General features: G+C 49.4%; 19 protein-coding genes. 5 read left to right on the forward strand and 14 right to left on the reverse strand.

Annotated features, from left to right (window positions below):
• Window positions 1-32: 32 nt before the first annotated feature.
• From J3482_RS06620 to J3482_RS06635, 4 genes are read right to left on the reverse strand one after another with little or no spacing between them, the layout of a single operon-like run.
• A complete protein-coding gene (locus tag J3482_RS06620) occupies window positions 33-593 on the reverse strand; it encodes a class I SAM-dependent methyltransferase (RefSeq protein ID WP_206915782.1) in 561 nt (186 codons plus the stop codon).
• 18 nt (window positions 594-611) lie between these two features.
• On the reverse strand, window positions 612-998 hold the full coding sequence (locus J3482_RS06625) for a DUF302 domain-containing protein (protein WP_206915783.1): 387 nt from the start codon (window positions 996-998) through the stop codon (window positions 612-614).
• A gap of 20 nt (window positions 999-1,018) precedes the next feature.
• Entirely contained in the window at window positions 1,019-1,336 is a 318-nt protein-coding gene (gene trxA / locus J3482_RS06630; RefSeq protein ID WP_206915784.1) for a thioredoxin, read from the reverse strand.
• A 12-nt stretch (window positions 1,337-1,348) separates the two neighbouring features.
• On the reverse strand, window positions 1,349-1,609 hold the full coding sequence (locus J3482_RS06635; protein ID WP_206915785.1) for a metal-sensitive transcriptional regulator: 261 nt from the start codon (window positions 1,607-1,609) through the stop codon (window positions 1,349-1,351).
• Window positions 1,610-1,747: 138 nt separating this feature from the next.
• Here J3482_RS06635 and J3482_RS06640 point away from each other — a divergent pair, with 138 nt between their 5' ends.
• The gene (locus tag J3482_RS06640) at window positions 1,748-2,866 is read left to right on the forward strand and encodes an RNA-guided endonuclease TnpB family protein (protein WP_206915786.1); all 1,119 of its coding nucleotides are present in this window, start codon (window positions 1,748-1,750) and stop codon (window positions 2,864-2,866) included.
• Window positions 2,867-3,094: 228 nt separating this feature from the next.
• Here J3482_RS06640 and J3482_RS06645 read toward each other — a convergent pair whose 3' ends face one another.
• The 8 genes from J3482_RS06645 to J3482_RS06680 all read right to left on the reverse strand — a co-directional run bounded on the left by J3482_RS06645 (window position 3,095) and on the right by J3482_RS06680 (window position 7,928).
• Entirely contained in the window at window positions 3,095-3,475 is a 381-nt protein-coding gene (locus J3482_RS06645) for a rhodanese-like domain-containing protein (RefSeq protein ID WP_206915788.1), read from the reverse strand.
• A 120-nt stretch (window positions 3,476-3,595) separates the two neighbouring features.
• Window positions 3,596-3,823, reverse strand: coding sequence for a sulfurtransferase TusA family protein (locus tag J3482_RS06650; protein WP_206915792.1), 228 nt, complete (start codon window positions 3,821-3,823; stop codon window positions 3,596-3,598).
• A gap of 18 nt (window positions 3,824-3,841) precedes the next feature.
• On the reverse strand, window positions 3,842-4,969 hold the full coding sequence (locus J3482_RS06655; protein ID WP_206915794.1) for an MBL fold metallo-hydrolase: 1,128 nt from the start codon (window positions 4,967-4,969) through the stop codon (window positions 3,842-3,844).
• A 15-nt stretch (window positions 4,970-4,984) separates the two neighbouring features.
• A complete protein-coding gene (locus J3482_RS06660) occupies window positions 4,985-5,563 on the reverse strand; it encodes a sulfurtransferase TusA family protein (RefSeq protein WP_268884392.1) in 579 nt (192 codons plus the stop codon).
• A gap of 17 nt (window positions 5,564-5,580) precedes the next feature.
• Window positions 5,581-6,357: a sulfite exporter TauE/SafE family protein gene (locus J3482_RS06665; protein ID WP_206915796.1), complete on the reverse strand. Its 777-nt coding sequence runs from the start codon at window positions 6,355-6,357 to the stop codon at window positions 5,581-5,583.
• A gap of 57 nt (window positions 6,358-6,414) precedes the next feature.
• Window positions 6,415-6,810 carry a DsrE/DsrF/DrsH-like family protein gene (locus J3482_RS06670; RefSeq protein ID WP_206915798.1) on the reverse strand — a complete coding sequence of 132 codons (396 nt, stop codon included), beginning with the start codon at window positions 6,808-6,810 and terminating at the stop codon, window positions 6,415-6,417.
• 54 nt (window positions 6,811-6,864) lie between these two features.
• A complete protein-coding gene (locus tag J3482_RS06675) occupies window positions 6,865-7,188 on the reverse strand; it encodes a rhodanese-like domain-containing protein (RefSeq protein WP_236017969.1) in 324 nt (107 codons plus the stop codon).
• 479 nt (window positions 7,189-7,667) lie between these two features.
• On the reverse strand, window positions 7,668-7,928 hold the full coding sequence (locus J3482_RS06680; protein WP_328702667.1) for an SHOCT domain-containing protein: 261 nt from the start codon (window positions 7,926-7,928) through the stop codon (window positions 7,668-7,670).
• Between the two features lie 69 nt (window positions 7,929-7,997).
• On the opposite strand from J3482_RS06680, the gene J3482_RS06685 reads away from it, so the two are divergent.
• From J3482_RS06685 to J3482_RS06695, 3 genes are all read left to right on the forward strand, one after another.
• Window positions 7,998-9,476 carry a multicopper oxidase family protein gene (locus tag J3482_RS06685; RefSeq protein ID WP_206915801.1) on the forward strand — a complete coding sequence of 493 codons (1,479 nt, stop codon included), beginning with the start codon at window positions 7,998-8,000 and terminating at the stop codon, window positions 9,474-9,476.
• A gap of 180 nt (window positions 9,477-9,656) precedes the next feature.
• Window positions 9,657-9,923 carry a DUF2933 domain-containing protein gene (locus tag J3482_RS06690; RefSeq protein WP_206915803.1) on the forward strand — a complete coding sequence of 89 codons (267 nt, stop codon included), beginning with the start codon at window positions 9,657-9,659 and terminating at the stop codon, window positions 9,921-9,923.
• Between the two features lie 57 nt (window positions 9,924-9,980).
• Entirely contained in the window at window positions 9,981-10,589 is a 609-nt protein-coding gene (locus J3482_RS06695; protein WP_206915804.1) for a class I SAM-dependent methyltransferase, read from the forward strand.
• Between the two features lie 18 nt (window positions 10,590-10,607).
• Here the strand turns inward: J3482_RS06695 and J3482_RS06700 are convergent, their stop codons facing one another.
• Both J3482_RS06700 and J3482_RS06705 read right to left on the reverse strand, forming a co-directional pair.
• Window positions 10,608-11,705 carry a sensor histidine kinase gene (locus tag J3482_RS06700; RefSeq protein ID WP_206915805.1) on the reverse strand — a complete coding sequence of 366 codons (1,098 nt, stop codon included), beginning with the start codon at window positions 11,703-11,705 and terminating at the stop codon, window positions 10,608-10,610.
• Window positions 11,702-12,400: a response regulator gene (locus tag J3482_RS06705; protein WP_206915806.1), complete on the reverse strand. Its 699-nt coding sequence runs from the start codon at window positions 12,398-12,400 to the stop codon at window positions 11,702-11,704. Before J3482_RS06705 ends, J3482_RS06700 begins: the two co-directional genes overlap by 4 nt.
• Before the next feature lie 198 nt (window positions 12,401-12,598).
• On the opposite strand from J3482_RS06705, the gene J3482_RS06710 reads away from it, so the two are divergent.
• Window positions 12,599-14,245, forward strand: coding sequence for a multicopper oxidase family protein (locus J3482_RS06710; protein ID WP_206915807.1), 1,647 nt, complete (start codon window positions 12,599-12,601; stop codon window positions 14,243-14,245).
• Window positions 14,246-14,350 lie beyond the last annotated feature (105 nt).

A 14,350-nucleotide genomic window follows, 5' to 3' on the forward strand; every position in this document is an offset into this window, starting at 1 on the left:
CTCCGCCTCCCAACCTCTTCCTATATTTTTCCTCAGTACGCCAGAATGATATATTGGTTCGGATTCGGCCGAGAAATCTCACCGTGGAATCCTTGCGTTTCGACTTCACGTAACAAAACCTCGGAGTCCAACCGCTCCCCTAACGGCGGCCCCATGTCCATCGGCTTCTGTTCCCACTCGATGAGCAGTATCTTCCCGCCGTCACGCAGGATGCGCTTAAATTCAGAAAGTGCTTGTCTTATATCATCTACTTCGTGAAGCACTAGCGAACAAATGATACGATCTACACTGTCATCGGGTAGCTTGATCCGTTCAGCATGACTTTCCACAAGGGACAGATTTGTGATTCCCTCGTGCTTAGCTTTGTCCCTCAAGAGGCCCAACATTTCGGGTGAAACATCCAGACCATAGACGGTTGCCCTTGTGAGGCGAGCGAGCGGTATCGCAAAGTAACCCGGACCACACCCGATGTCTGCGACGGTGTGGTCCTCATGGACATCCAACAGCCGTAAGATGTCGTCCGGTGGCAACATCTTGCGGCGCTCTGGATTGTCCAGCTTCTCGACATGCTTCGGATCAAATCTGTGTCCCATCTGGCGCCCTCCGCAGTCTTATTTTGCCTCGTCTATGGCTTTTTTGAGCGTCGCTTCTACCCCTTGGGCGATATCGAGCAGTGCTTGGTCACCCAAAACATTCATCAACGCTGTGGGTTTGGGTAAGCCGATGTGCGTTTGCCCCTCAGATTCATACACAACCACCTTGCAGGGAAGGAAGTATCCCACCAGGGGATTTTGGGTCAACACACGCTTTGCTTCATGAGGGTTGCAGACCTCCAGCACTCGGTACTGCATGTCCAATTCGACGCCCTTTTCATGCAACTTAGCCGGAAGATCCAATTGCCATAGCACACCGAATTTATTTGCTTTCAAAGACTCCTCAAGAGACTTCACGGCTTCATCCACGCTTTTTTCCGTAACAACCGAATAGTGAAACTCCATTTTCGTTCCTCCTCCTCTGTTCACATGACATCCGTCAATTGGCTCAAGAGCTGTCCCTTGGGCATATAACCGACCAATTGCTTAACGGGCTTGCCATTCTTGAACACAATCATGGTCGGGATGCTCATGATGCCATATTTCGATGCAGTCGTCGGGTTTTCGTCAACATTCAATTTCGCCACGGTAAGTTTGCCCTTTGTCTCATTCGACAGCTCTTCAAGCACCGGAGCCATCATCTTACAAGGCCCACACCAAGCAGCCCAAAAATCCACCAAAACGGGTTTATCCCCTTGCAGCACTTGATCAAAATTTGCGTCTGTAACATTTGTCGTAGCCATTTTTGCATCCTCCTATCGGCTTTTCATCAAAAGGTCAATCGCTTCTTTTAACACTCCATCAGCAGATCGGCCATTTTCAATCTCGTGACGGATACACTGCTCCATATTCTCACCAATGACGTACATGATCACTCGGTCTACGGCAGAGCGAATCGCAGACAGTTGCGTTACTACATCCCTACATTCTTTTTCCTGCTCCATCATTTGAAGCACTCCCCGGACTTGTCCCTCGATACGGCGCAGCCGGTGCTTCATTTGGTCATTGTATTGCATGCTCGTCGCCCCCTTACAGGATCATGCCGTAAAGTCTATGCCTTTAGGCATGAAAGGCGGTTTTTCCTGTTTAACGTAACTTGATCTATCCAAGAAAGATTTAAGAAGCTGGAGGTCGCCGAAAGGAGGTGACCTCATTTGCAACAGACTATAACCTTGAAACTGGAACTCTTGAAGCCGACAAAAGCGAAGCAGCAAGTGTATCTTGAAATGACAAGTCGCAATACGGCGTTTGCAAACTGGTTGCTTCAACACCCCGAATTCGAAAACGCAACATCCAAGGTGTATTTCCTGTTCTCCGAGCATCGGTTGCCAGCCGTGATTGTGAATCAGACTATTCGATACGTTGCTTCAAAACATCGGCATCAACAAGCACGCCAGTTTCGCAAACTTTGGTGCGAATTCAATAACCAAAGTCTGCGCATTGAGAAGGTCGGCAACTTGTACACGGCCTCCTTTCCGACGCTCGACAAACGTATCGGTGTACCCCTCGTCGTAAAGGATTACCAACTGAAGTGGCTGGAACAACTGCTCGCAGGTATTTTGAAACAGGGTTCCGCAAAACTCGTCTACCAGCATGGACGGTGGTATCTCCTGTTGTCGGTCACAAAGGAGATTGAAATTCCTGCCCTTAGCAAACGTGTGATGGGCATCGATGTTGGGCTACGCTTCCTGGCAGTCGCTGCGGTCGGTACGAAGACGTTTTTCTTCAAAGGCAACCAGGCTGCCTTTATTCGGCGCCGTTATGCGAGTCTTCGCCGACGGCTCGGCAAAGCCAAGAAGCTGGATGCCATCCGTAAGCTGGGCCACAAGGAACAGCGCTGGATACGAGATTTCAATCACAAGATCAGCCGTCAGATCGTCAATCATGCTATCGCCAACGGTGTTGGTATAATCCGCATGGAGAATTTGACGAGCATTCGCAAGACTGCTGACCACCGCCATAAGAAACAGCGAACGTATTTGCACAAATGGGCGTTTTATCAGCTCCAGCAAATGATTGAGTACAAAGCTCACCTTGTCGGAATCCGAGTAGAGTATGTGAATGCACGATACACGAGTCAAACTTGCCGTCATGGGCACAAAGCTATTGGAAGTCGTCAAGGCATCGACTTCTGCTGCAAAGTTTGCGGCGACAAGCGACATGCCGATGCGAATGCAGCCATGAATATTGCAAAAGACATCTCAGGAATAGCCACCAAGCGCTCTGGTAAAAGGAGCGCTACCAATCGGACGACCTCCAAGCGAGTCGCTTAGGATAATCCGTTTGGATGGGGTGATGACACACCCCCGTACTCACGCTGTATGCACATGGCATGAGTCAAGAACTCCAGGTAGCCAGCGCACTTGAGGCGCTGGGAGCTTGGTGACAGAAATGTACACCTTTCAATCACTGGAGAATCCCACGCCTTTATGCGTGCGGAGTGTCAAGATGATATACCACGCCCCGTATGCAAGTATGCACTCACCGTATGGCCCACGTGTCTATCGCTCTACAGAACCTTTCCAACGCATCATTCCACCTGCCACATTTATGATGTCGTTGTACCCGTTTTTCTTCAGAATGCGGGCCGCTTGCATACTCCGATTTCCGCTGCGACACATCAACACAACCGGTTTGTCCTGCGTGATGTCATTCATCCGCTTGTGAATCTGACTCAGAGATATGTTCTTAAAGCCGGGGACGTGCCCGGCTCGATACTCAGCCGCCTCCCGGACATCAATGAACTGATGGCTGTTTTTCTTGTCTTTGAGGAGTTCTTTCAATTCATCGGTTTCGATCGATTTGACCCCTTTTGCTGGAATCATCCGGTAGACCATATAGACAATGACAGCCACCGCCACCATGATCCACAGGGTATTCATTTCATCTCACTCCTCTTCTTCCGCAAAGATAGAGATTCTATAAAGCAAGCCACGAGGACAAACGGTATTTTACAGTGACTCCGCATGCCTCGTGTACAGTCAGACTTCAACTCATGTCAGTCAACTCTTCTTTACAAAGAACCGGAATACGTCATTGTCTTCTTCCACTTTAAGCAGTTCGTTGTTCGTCCGTTTTACCCAACTTTGAAAATCATTCACGGAACCTTTGTCCGTCGATTCCAATTGCATAATCTGACCTGGTTGCAAGCCTTCCATGGCTTTCTTAGCTTTTACAATCGGCATCGGACAGCTCAGTCCCTTTGCATCGATAATGACATCTGCTTGCACGAAAATTCCCTCCTTAGATTATTGGTGATGAACGGCACACCGGTTTGGCCCAATTTCAAGTTCCATGGCCTCTTGATCCGTCACATGCTCCGTACCCCGGTTAATGCCAACGATCCGTTCATAGTTCGGCGGCGTTTCTCCAACCGCACTGACGACTTGTTCCGTAAATTTCTCCATATCTGTTGTCCGCATAATCTCGTTGCTGCGTCGAATGTCACCAAGGGTTGCACCAACATACCCGTTTTCATTGATTTCCTTGATATCAGCGTAGTGGGTCGGCAATACCAATACGTCATCCGGCAAATCTGCGACTTTCTTGAACACGGTATCGTATAGGGATTGCGCCCATTCTTTGGCTTTGCCACCTAAGTCCGGTCTGCCAAGTCCGCCGACAAAAATCGTGTCTCCAGACAGTAGGAACTTACGATTAACAAGGAACGATGTACTCCCAGGAGTATGTCCCGGCGTAGGCATCGCCAGAATCTCAACATCCACGGCCCCAAACTGAATGTGACTGTGTTTCTCCAAGGGTTCAAAGGGCTGGTCGGAACCCTGCATTTCTCCTGATGAAATGTAATATGTGGCTCCTGTTTGCTTTGCGAGGTCGATACCACCAGAAATGTGATCTGCATGCAAGTGAGTGTCCATGACGTGGGCAATCTTCACATTTTCCTGTTTGGCAAAATCGATGTATTCGTCGATCTTACGTCCCGGATCGACCACTAAAGCAGAACCTTCCGAAACCACCATGTACGAAAGACAACCTTTGGCGAGTCGATTGAATTGAACCAATTTCACCTTCTCATCGACAGCAATTGTTACTGGAACGTACAACTGGCTCCATCCGGCCATACCCTCTTTGAGAGACCGTACTTTGTATCCCTTCTCCTCAAGTATGTCGGCCACCATTTCGGACGATCCGCCCTTGGCACAGACCACTACAATCTCTGTGTCTTTCGGCAAGTCCTTATACACCGTTTCATCTTCATCAAGGAAGTCGAAGTACGGAATGTTCATCGACTGTACGTTATGACCTTCGATTTTCCACTCGCTGTAATCCTCAGGATTTCGCACATCCAGGATAAACACCGAGTCGTCCTGATTCATTTTTTGGTGAAGTTGCTCTATAGTGATTGAATCAGCCATCTCTTTCATTGCACCTCATTTCGTAATTTTCTCTAAAGGTCCAGACCACCCAGACATACCGGGTACGACGTTTTTTACGTTTGAGAATCCTTTTCGGGTCAGGATTTGACAGGCTGCGTCGCTGCGGTGCCCAGAGCGGCATACCACATACACTTCTTGATTGGTTAAGTGCTGGAGCTCTCTCAGAGTTTCTTCAAGCTGCCCCAAGGGAACGGATTTCGCTCCGGGAATATGTCCGAATGCGTATTCCATCGGCTCCCGAACATCCAGTATGACCGGCTCTTTCTCCAGTTTTTGTAGCAATTCCTCATTGGATACTACGTGTGGATGCTTGGCTTCTGGTTTCTGTTCATTCGGATCGGCTTTACGAATGTAATGCTTGAACACGTCGCCTTCCTGGGTCGTTCCAATTAACTGGTGTCCTGTGCGGTTGGCCCAGCTTTTCACATCAGCCACAGACCCTGGGTCCGTTGCAAGGACTTCCAGAACCTGGCCTGGTTGAATCTCTTCAATGGCCTTTTTTGTTCGAACAATCGGCATCGGGCAGGAGAGCCCTTTGCAGTCAAGCGTCTTGTCTACAGACTGTGCAACCAATGTGATGCCTCCAATCGTTATAAAATCCCGCTCCAAATTTTAATGGTGGTGCCAATGATCATAACCAACAGGATGATCCGCAAGGCCTTGGTGTTTACTCGTTTGCTGACTGCCGTTCCAATCGGTGCTGCAATAAGGCTCGCCAGCACAACAATGACTGACGGCCAAAACGGGATGTGCCCTGCCATGATCTTGCCTGCGGTTGCCCCAATTGAGGATATAAACGTGATCGCTAGTGATGTTGCGATGGTGATTCTGGTGGGGATGTTCAGCACTGTCAACATGATTGGGACGAGCATGAACGCTCCACCAGCACCCACAATTCCCGAAGCGATACCCACCACAAAGGCTGATACGGTAGCAATGATCTTATTGAAGCGTACCTCTTCAAGTGTCACTCCGTCTCTTCCCCTACGGGGAATGAACATCATCACAGCAGCAATTACGGCAAGTATCCCGTAAACCACATTGATGATATTCCCGGACAGGAACTTTCCGCCGTACGCTCCAAGAAAGCTTCCAATGATGATTGCCGTGCCCATGTAGGCAACAAGGCCAATATGAATCAGTTTCTGCTTGCGAACTGCAAGTACACCAGCCAATGTAGCGAAAAAGACCTGTAGTGCAACAACACCCGATACTTGGTGGGGAGTAAACCCTTGAAGCCCCACCATGACCGGTACATACAAGAGCAACGGATAGTTAATGATGGCTCCCCCAATGCCAAGCATTCCAGACAGGAAAGAACCGACAAAGCCGATTAAAAATAGAATGGCAATGTACTCGAACGTCATGTATGCATCGCTCCTTCAGTCATCAATGACAGCCGGAGCTCCTGTTTCAACCCCGCCTTAGAACGTGACTGTAACATCTGCGTCATAAGCAAAGTCCAGGAACGTAGCGGCGCCTCCCACCTCGATGCCATCAATGAAGTGTTCTTTTGTGAGTCCCACAACATCCATGGTCATCTGGCAAGCAATCAGCTTGACACCACTTTCTTTGGCGATGTCGAGAAGTTCGCTGATAGAAGGCACATTGGCCTTCTTAAAACCTTCCACGTAATGTTCCTTACCCGCACCCATGGTCAACAGGTTTGCTGCATCCTTATGGATGATGCTGAGTGCGTCGAAAGTAAAGAAGATAGCGACCTCAGCATCGGTTGCTGCTGCGGCTGTTGCGATGTTCAACACTTTATAAGCGGTCTCCAATCCGCCGTTCGATGCGATGATTGCTACACGCTTTGTCATATTTGTCTTCCCCCTTGGTTTGTTAGCGAAAATTGTTACTGCGTTGACACGGAATTATCTTGTCACTTCTCCATTCCAGGCACTCATGCCGCCGAGCATATTTTTGACGTTTGAATACCCCATTTCCATCAGAAACTCACACGCCTTATGGCTGCGGTTCCCGCTCCGGCAAACCAAGATGGTTTCTTTTTGCGGATCGATTTCGTGGTATCTTTCCGTAAATCTGGATAACGGGATGTGCTTTGCTCCTGGAATCGTGCCTTCCTTGACTTCGGCGTTTTCCCGCACATCCACAATCGTGAATGAATCGCCTCGTTCAAGGCGTCCTTGGACATCCAAGGGATGAATGTTCACCACTTTTTTGTGCAACATAAGCATTGTAGAAAACCTCCTCCATATACTACAAGGGGTATATTTTGTGGATTTTTGAAGGGAACCGCTTGAAGAGCGATTCCCCTGTTCAGCTCTTTTCATGTACCCCACGGGGTATATTATCGTCGGGACCATGTACCTTGTCAAGTGACCATCAACCGATGACGTGGTATACTATATCCAAGTAAACAAACTTGTTTTTGCGGAGATGAACCGTGATGTGGAACAAAATCATTTCCTGGTTCCAGGAAACATGCCCAACATGCCATGAAGAGTTAGTGTGCGAAAAGTTCGGTGCCTATTGCTGTACGGTGAAAGTTTGCCCAAACGGACACTATCGCTTGGAACGGCACGCCCTTATCGGTGTACCTATTGAGTACCGCTAGCATGGAGGATTGGCCGGAAACAAGGTGCTTAAAGACGCAAATGAGGGCGCTTCTCCTCTGAGGCATGGCTCTCCCATACATCCATTTGCAGGCTACGAGTCAATCCTGCAAGTCCCGCAAACGTTGCAAGTATTCCTCCCGATCGATTTCTCCACGAGCGTATCGTTCTTTTAACACACGGATTGCTGGATCCATCGACAATCCATCATCTCGCCTGCCATTTGCCCTTCTTACAACACGAACGACCGCCCAGGCGATGAGAAGGACTCCGGCAATGACGACCAACATCGATAAAATCCAATAAATGCCCATGAATCCCGACCCCATCATTCCCATACCGCTCATCATTATGTTCTGCACTCCAATCTCTTCAGCCTACCTATAGTTTATCGCAGTTTGTGGCATAATAATCCAGAAGAAGGTGCTGACATGGAAAACGATAAATTGATCACTCGACGTGAATTTCTCATGGCTCTGGGTGGCCTCGCCTTGGTTGGCATCGGGAGCTACCCTCTTGTTCGGACTTTTTTGCCTGGCGTAGTGGCTCCTTTGGTATTGCCTCAAAAACCCACCGTCCCGTGGAACGGCTCCACCAAGACCTTTATGTTTGATGTTGCAAGGGGAAATGTTTCCCTCGGGGACGGCCGTCGGTTCAGCGGATATCTCATCAACGGTCAATTTCCTGGTCCTACAATCCGTGTTCGTGAAGGCGACAAGGTTCGAATTACCCTAAACAATCACCTGGACCAACCTACTACGCTGCACTGGCACGGCGTTGATGTCCCGTCTCCGATGGACGGCGTGCCTGGAATCTCCGAGAACCCTATCCCTCCCGGAAAGTCGTTTACATACGAATTCATCGCTGGACCGTCCGGAACTCGGTGGTATCACTCTCATGTGTTTGAGATGGATCAAATCCCGAACGGCTTGTTTGGTGCCTTCGTCATCGAACCTGCGAGCGGTAAGGAACCTTACCCAGCGGATCGTGAAATGACGCTCATCCTTTCGACATGGGGATACCAAACCAACCCTGGATTCGACTATGGCATGCAAACGAGTGGCGGAATGGGCCAGATGATGATGGGGGGCGGAAATATGGTGTCCTCCAGCCAGGGATTGGTTCACTTGATCAACGGAAGTGTTCCGAGCTCTGTACAACCAATCACCGTTCGGGCCGGAGAAAAATTGCGTCTACGACTCATCAATGCCAGCGCTTCCGAATCCTATTGGCTCACCATGGATACCGGTAGCTTTATGGTTACTCATACAGACGGGAATCCGCTCGACAACGCCGTTCCGGCAAGCGACTTATACATAGCTCCCGCTGAACGGTATGACATCGTAGTTACACCGACGCAATCAGGAAAGTGGTTTCTACGGTCGAAAATTAACGGCCAAGAATCCATACAAATTCCCTTTTCAACGGATGGTTCAGTGAGTGGAGTCCCATCGTCGGCACCTTCGTGGTCGTATTCCAATTTCTCGAGAGGGACCGGTTCTTTACCGAAAGCAGATCAGCACTTTCAACTGACCCTAAGCAGCGGCATGATGATGGGGTCAAACTGGACCATAAACGGGGCCTCCTACCCGAAGACAACCCCTCTTCGTGTAAAAACTGGGGATCGAGTTCGCATCGAAATGCAGAATATGAGCATGATGGAACATCCGATGCATCTGCACGGGCACCCGTTCGAAATCACGAGCTTCAACGGAAAACCACTTTCACGGCCATTGGTGAAGGATGTGGTCAACCTGCGGCCAATGGAACGCTGTACCATCGATTTTTTGGCGAATAATCCAGGGAACTGGTTTTTTCACTGTCACAATTTACAGCATATGCGGAGTGGACTAGCTACCGTTGTCGAATATGTAGACTATCCGCTTCCCCACATTGATAAGTGGATGTGATCTGTATTCAATCTGACCTCGTGATATAATCTCCGTCAACAGTACATCTTTCGTTGCTCGCCCAAATAGAACACCGTCAACGCCCGATATTTTCACCTTTATGACCATCCGTTCTTCGTATTGTCTTCACAATTCCGTGATACAACGATATCGAACACTAGTGATGAGGAGGGATATCCCATGCTGCAAACCATTGGAACGATTGTCGCTTTCCTCGCTTGCCCGTTGATGATGGTACTCATGATGAAAGGAATGCACGGTGGACACGATGGACATTCCATGCACGGTGATGCCAAACGTAAGTTCCACTCCAAGGAGGAAGAACTGGCGGATTTAAGAGAGAAACTTCAAGACATGCAAGCACAGTACGACCGGATCGCCAGGGATATGCAAAACGAGTCAACCTCCCATAAGCCTTCCGACCGGTATCGAGAGATCCATCTCTAATTCATCTCTGGGCCGTCACATGAAGATCCCGCCGTGCACAGCAGAGGTGAATTTGCTATGAGTATTACAGACAAAATTCGTCACCGATATGACCGGATCGCTCCATTGTTTGATAAGATGGACCGAATGGTCGATAAAAAACACCGAGAGAGCTTGATTGGAGACGCACAAGGCGAAGTTCTCGAGGTGGGGGTCGGAACTGGAGCCAATCTCAAATTTTACCCAGCAAATGTCAACGTTACGGGCATCGACTTCAGCCCCCGGATGCTGTCGTTCGCAGAGAAACGTGCCAAAGAATGTGCCTCTCCTGTGCGGCTCTTACAAATGGACGTGCAGAACCTAGACTTCGCTGACAATACGTTTGATACTGTTGTGTCGACCTGTGTATTCTGTTCCGTCCCGGATCCAATTGCTGGACTCCGTGAAATCCGTCGAGTGCTTAAACCCGGTGGACGCCTCCTGATGATTGAGCACATGCTGAGCGATCACCTTCCGATTGCGGTGCTTCTTCATCTGCTCAACCCCCTCACAGTCCGGATATCGGGGGCAAACGTCAACCGCAGGACGATGGATAACCTTTCGAAGGCGGGGTTCTACATTCGAGACATGCGGTTTCTGGCGTTCATCGATGTGCTTCGTCGGATCGAAGCCATACCAGACAAATGAGGTTAGAATAACCAAACATCAATGTGAATTCGATCGTTCCGGTTCGTGGGGCCACCAAACCGTAAACGTAGAACCTTGGTTGACCGTACTTTTGACATTGATAGTTCCATGTGACAGTTCAACTAAGCGTTTCACTATGGCGAGCCCTAGACCACCTCCACCCGTCCTGCGATCCCGAGACTTTTCCACCCGATAAAACCGCTCGAAGATGTTGTCAAGCTCGGCTTCCGGGATGCCAATGCCCGTATCCTCCACCCGTAAAAATGCCCTTTCGTTGTCATAACCCACAACTACAGTGATGCCTCCCCCGTTCGGGGTAAATTTGACCGCATTATCGAGTAAGTTCCATGTGATCTGCGAAACATGGTTCGGATCGGTCTTCACCCACACGGGTGACGCTGCTTCGATGTAAGACAATTTCAGCCCCGCTCGTTGGCACCTCGCTTCGAACAGTTGCGAAACAGGTTGTACAACCTGGCAAAGATCGATCCGGTGTGAAATCGGTTCAGACGACACATCCACCTCATACAGCGTCTCCACTGAAGAAACAAGTGTTTGGAACCGTTCGATTTCCTCCAGGCAGCTCTGGAAGTGCTCCTGGCTCGGTTCCCAAATCCCATCGTAGAACGCTTGGATTTGAGAACGTAAGGTTGTGAGCGGTGTCCGAAGCTCGTGTGCGATGTCTTGCATCAGATTTTTGCGAAACCTTTCCTGTTTGTCCAACTGGCTCGACAGATAGTTCAATGTGTTCCCTAAGGATGCCAACTCATCACGCCCTTCAACCGGGACAGTGGCTGACCAATCCCCTCGGGCAATTCGCTCTGCCTGATTCTGCATAGTCAAAATTCGGTGAGTCATCGCACGAGAAATGAGGGTTGCCAGCACCGCAGTCACTGCTACGAAAATTACAAGTGTCCACAGCAAGCTTTGGGTGAGCGCCTGCTCAAAATGAGTTTGAATTTGCTGCGTCAAGGAATGCGATACCGTATTAACCGGCGGACAGACCACCATGAGAAAGTGACGATGGACCTCATATTGAAGGATTAAGGCAAGTAAAATGAGCAGTCCGCAGACACTTGTGAAAAACGTCAGCAACATCTTTTTGCGGATACTCATTCGTCATACCCTCCGAACCGGTAGCCCATTCCGTAGATGGTCTGGATGTAAATAGGATGTCTTGGGTCATCCTCGATCTTCGCCCTCAGGTTTTTGATGTGCGCATCAATGGTTCGGATATCGCCACGAAAGTCCATACCAAATATTCGCTCAATCAATTCCTCCCGGCTAAAGAGACGCTTGGGATAACGCCCAAAGGTAGCCAACAACTTATACTCCGTGGTCGTTAGATCGGCGTTTACCCCGTTTTTATACGCCACCTGTTTTACTGCATCCAGTATCAAATCCCCGTCCCGGTATATGATGCGGTCGGCCAACGGGTGATCATCAAGTGTTCGACGTAAAATAGCCCCCACTCGGGCAACCACTTCATTGGGATTAAACGGCTTTGTCACGTAATCATCGGCGCCAATAGAGAGGCCCCTAAGTCGGTCTTCATCCTTGTGCTTCGCCGTCAGCATTAAGATGGGTACAGACGACTTGGATCGCAAAATGGAACAGACTTCCTCCCCTGGTACGTCTGGCAACATCAAGTCTAAAACAACGAGAGACGGTCGGATCTCCTCCACCATTCGCAGTGCATCGCTGCCTGTGAAAACTGAAACAACGTCGTATCCCGCTTTTTCCAAGTAAAGTGAAAGCATCTCTACAATTTTCGGTTCATCATCGGCAATCAGAATGGTTTGCTTCGCCATGTTTACTACCTCGCTTCACGTTATCACTCTGTCTATTATCTCGGATGTGAAGGATTCGTGTCTTCATACTGTCTTCAAAATCGGCTGTTACACTACGAGTGTTCGAGCAGTGTCGCCAGAATATAGCCGAGCCGTCTGCGGTCAATGACCTCGTATTCACCTGATAAAGATGCTTAACAAATTAAAGGGGTGATTTCCATGAAGAACAAGAACTGGGCCATATACACTGGTATCGCCGTGCTTATAGCTGGCATAGGTGGTGGTTACTATGGTTGGAAGTCTCAGCACCAATCTGTATCTGCAATCGCCAAGGTGCCGGCACAGAACGGAAACCTGATTCCGGTGTCCGACTACGTAAGCCACCCGTTGGCAACAACACCAGTCGACTCTTTTACGCTAACTGCCGAATCCAAAACTGTCACACTTGCCTCGGGAAAAACTGTGAAAGCCATGACCTTTAATGGAACTGCCCCAGGGCCACTCCTGACAGTGAAGCAAGGCGATCTCGTTGAAGTCACAGTACACAATAACCTCAGTGTACCCATCACTGTTCACTGGCACGGAATCGATGTACCAGGTGCTGAGGACGGTGTACCTGGTCTAACCCAGAACCCCATTGCACCAGGCGCAACCTACGTGTACAAATTTGTTGCGAACAATCCAGGAACATACTGGTATCATTCGCACGTGAACAGCGTAACCGAAATTGGGGAAGGACTGTACGGCGGAATCGTTGTTCTACCCAAGACCCAAACCACGCCAGCTCCCGACAAGGACTATACCCTGCTTTTGCATGAATGGTCCACATCCTCCACATCGAGTAGCGATGGAATGAGCGGCATGGGAAATATGAGCAACATGAATGGTATGAACATGAACGGCACGGACGACATGGGCAGCATGAACATGAGCTCCCCTAGCCTTCGTACAAGCGGGTTCCAAGTGACAGACACGGATCGCACCGCCGTGAACGAAATGTCGAACATGTATGATGCGTACACTGTCAATCAGACGGCAAGCGGCCAAACTATGCTGGAAGCAAAACCAGGACAAACGGTTCGTTTGCGCTTAGTCAACGCAGGTAACATGACGCATCTCATGACATTGGTTGGGGCGCCTTTCAAGGTAGAGGCAATGGACGGACAAGATGTTTCCAATCCGACACCAATTGATAACGAGCTACTCCCCATCGGCGCCGGAGAACGGTACGACATCGAGTTTACGATGCCAAAGAGCGGCATCGTGCAGTTGGTAAGTGGCGATCCGAATTCGACAGAACGAATGCAATTGCGGGCTACGATTGGGGACTCTATGTCCTCCAACATGGGTTCCATGTCCGACATGCCAAATGTACAAAACGAACCATGGTTTGACTTCACGAATTACGGGAGCGGCAATGCAACAGGTCGACCCACATTCTCTCCGAATCAACACTTCGACAAGTCGTTCAACATGACACTTGGCGTGGCGATGGGCAAGAATGGTATGGAATACACCATCAACGGCAAGGCGTTTCCGAATGTCCCACCGTTCGTCGTGAACACGGGTGACACGGTAAAAGTTCATATTGAGAACAAGACCGGCTACATCCATCCGATGCACCTACATGGACACGACTTCCAAGTTCTTACCCGTGACGGCAAGCCTTTGACAGGCAGTACAGTGTACCTTGACACACTGGAAGTCCTTCCTGGGGAAACCTACGACATCGCTTTTAAGGCGGATAATCCGGGACTTTGGATGTTCCATTGCCATGATTTACATCACGCATCGGCTGGCATGGATGTAGTGCTTCAATATGCAGGCGTTTCGAATCCGTATAACCCGAAGGACATGTCGGAATGATAGAAGTACTAATCCACTCTTGCCTTCACGATCTTTCATTTTTGGTGTAACAATTCCGCTGTGCGCAGCGTCCAAATTATGAGAGAGATGACGGTAGGTAAGGTG

This window comes from Alicyclobacillus suci (assembly GCF_017329615.1).
GTDB lineage: Bacteria > Bacillota > Bacilli > Alicyclobacillales > Alicyclobacillaceae > Alicyclobacillus > Alicyclobacillus suci.

Excerpts from the sequence above, each read along its gene's own strand:
- J3482_RS06620 (WP_206915782.1), bottom strand. The coding sequence starts at position 593 with ATGGGACACAGATTTGATCCGAAGCATGTCGAGAAGCTGGACAATCCA.
- J3482_RS06625 (WP_206915783.1), bottom strand. The coding sequence starts at position 998 with ATGGAGTTTCACTATTCGGTTGTTACGGAAAAAAGCGTGGATGAAGCC.
- trxA (WP_206915784.1), bottom strand. The coding sequence starts at position 1,336 with ATGGCTACGACAAATGTTACAGACGCAAATTTTGATCAAGTGCTGCAA.
- J3482_RS06635 (WP_206915785.1), bottom strand. The coding sequence starts at position 1,609 with ATGCAATACAATGACCAAATGAAGCACCGGCTGCGCCGTATCGAGGGA.
- J3482_RS06645 (WP_206915788.1), bottom strand. The coding sequence starts at position 3,475 with ATGAATACCCTGTGGATCATGGTGGCGGTGGCTGTCATTGTCTATATG.
- J3482_RS06655 (WP_206915794.1), bottom strand. The coding sequence starts at position 4,969 with ATGGCTGATTCAATCACTATAGAGCAACTTCACCAAAAAATGAATCAG.
- J3482_RS06665 (WP_206915796.1), bottom strand. The coding sequence starts at position 6,357 with ATGACGTTCGAGTACATTGCCATTCTATTTTTAATCGGCTTTGTCGGT.
- J3482_RS06670 (WP_206915798.1), bottom strand. The coding sequence starts at position 6,810 with ATGACAAAGCGTGTAGCAATCATCGCATCGAACGGCGGATTGGAGACC.
- J3482_RS06675 (WP_236017969.1), bottom strand. The coding sequence starts at position 7,188 with ATGCTTATGTTGCACAAAAAAGTGGTGAACATTCATCCCTTGGATGTC.
- J3482_RS06685 (WP_206915801.1), top strand. The coding sequence starts at position 7,998 with ATGGAAAACGATAAATTGATCACTCGACGTGAATTTCTCATGGCTCTG.
- J3482_RS06690 (WP_206915803.1), top strand. The coding sequence starts at position 9,657 with ATGCTGCAAACCATTGGAACGATTGTCGCTTTCCTCGCTTGCCCGTTG.
- J3482_RS06695 (WP_206915804.1), top strand. The coding sequence starts at position 9,981 with ATGAGTATTACAGACAAAATTCGTCACCGATATGACCGGATCGCTCCA.
- J3482_RS06700 (WP_206915805.1), bottom strand. The coding sequence starts at position 11,705 with ATGAGTATCCGCAAAAAGATGTTGCTGACGTTTTTCACAAGTGTCTGC.
- J3482_RS06705 (WP_206915806.1), bottom strand. The coding sequence starts at position 12,400 with ATGGCGAAGCAAACCATTCTGATTGCCGATGATGAACCGAAAATTGTA.
- J3482_RS06710 (WP_206915807.1), top strand. The coding sequence starts at position 12,599 with ATGAAGAACAAGAACTGGGCCATATACACTGGTATCGCCGTGCTTATA.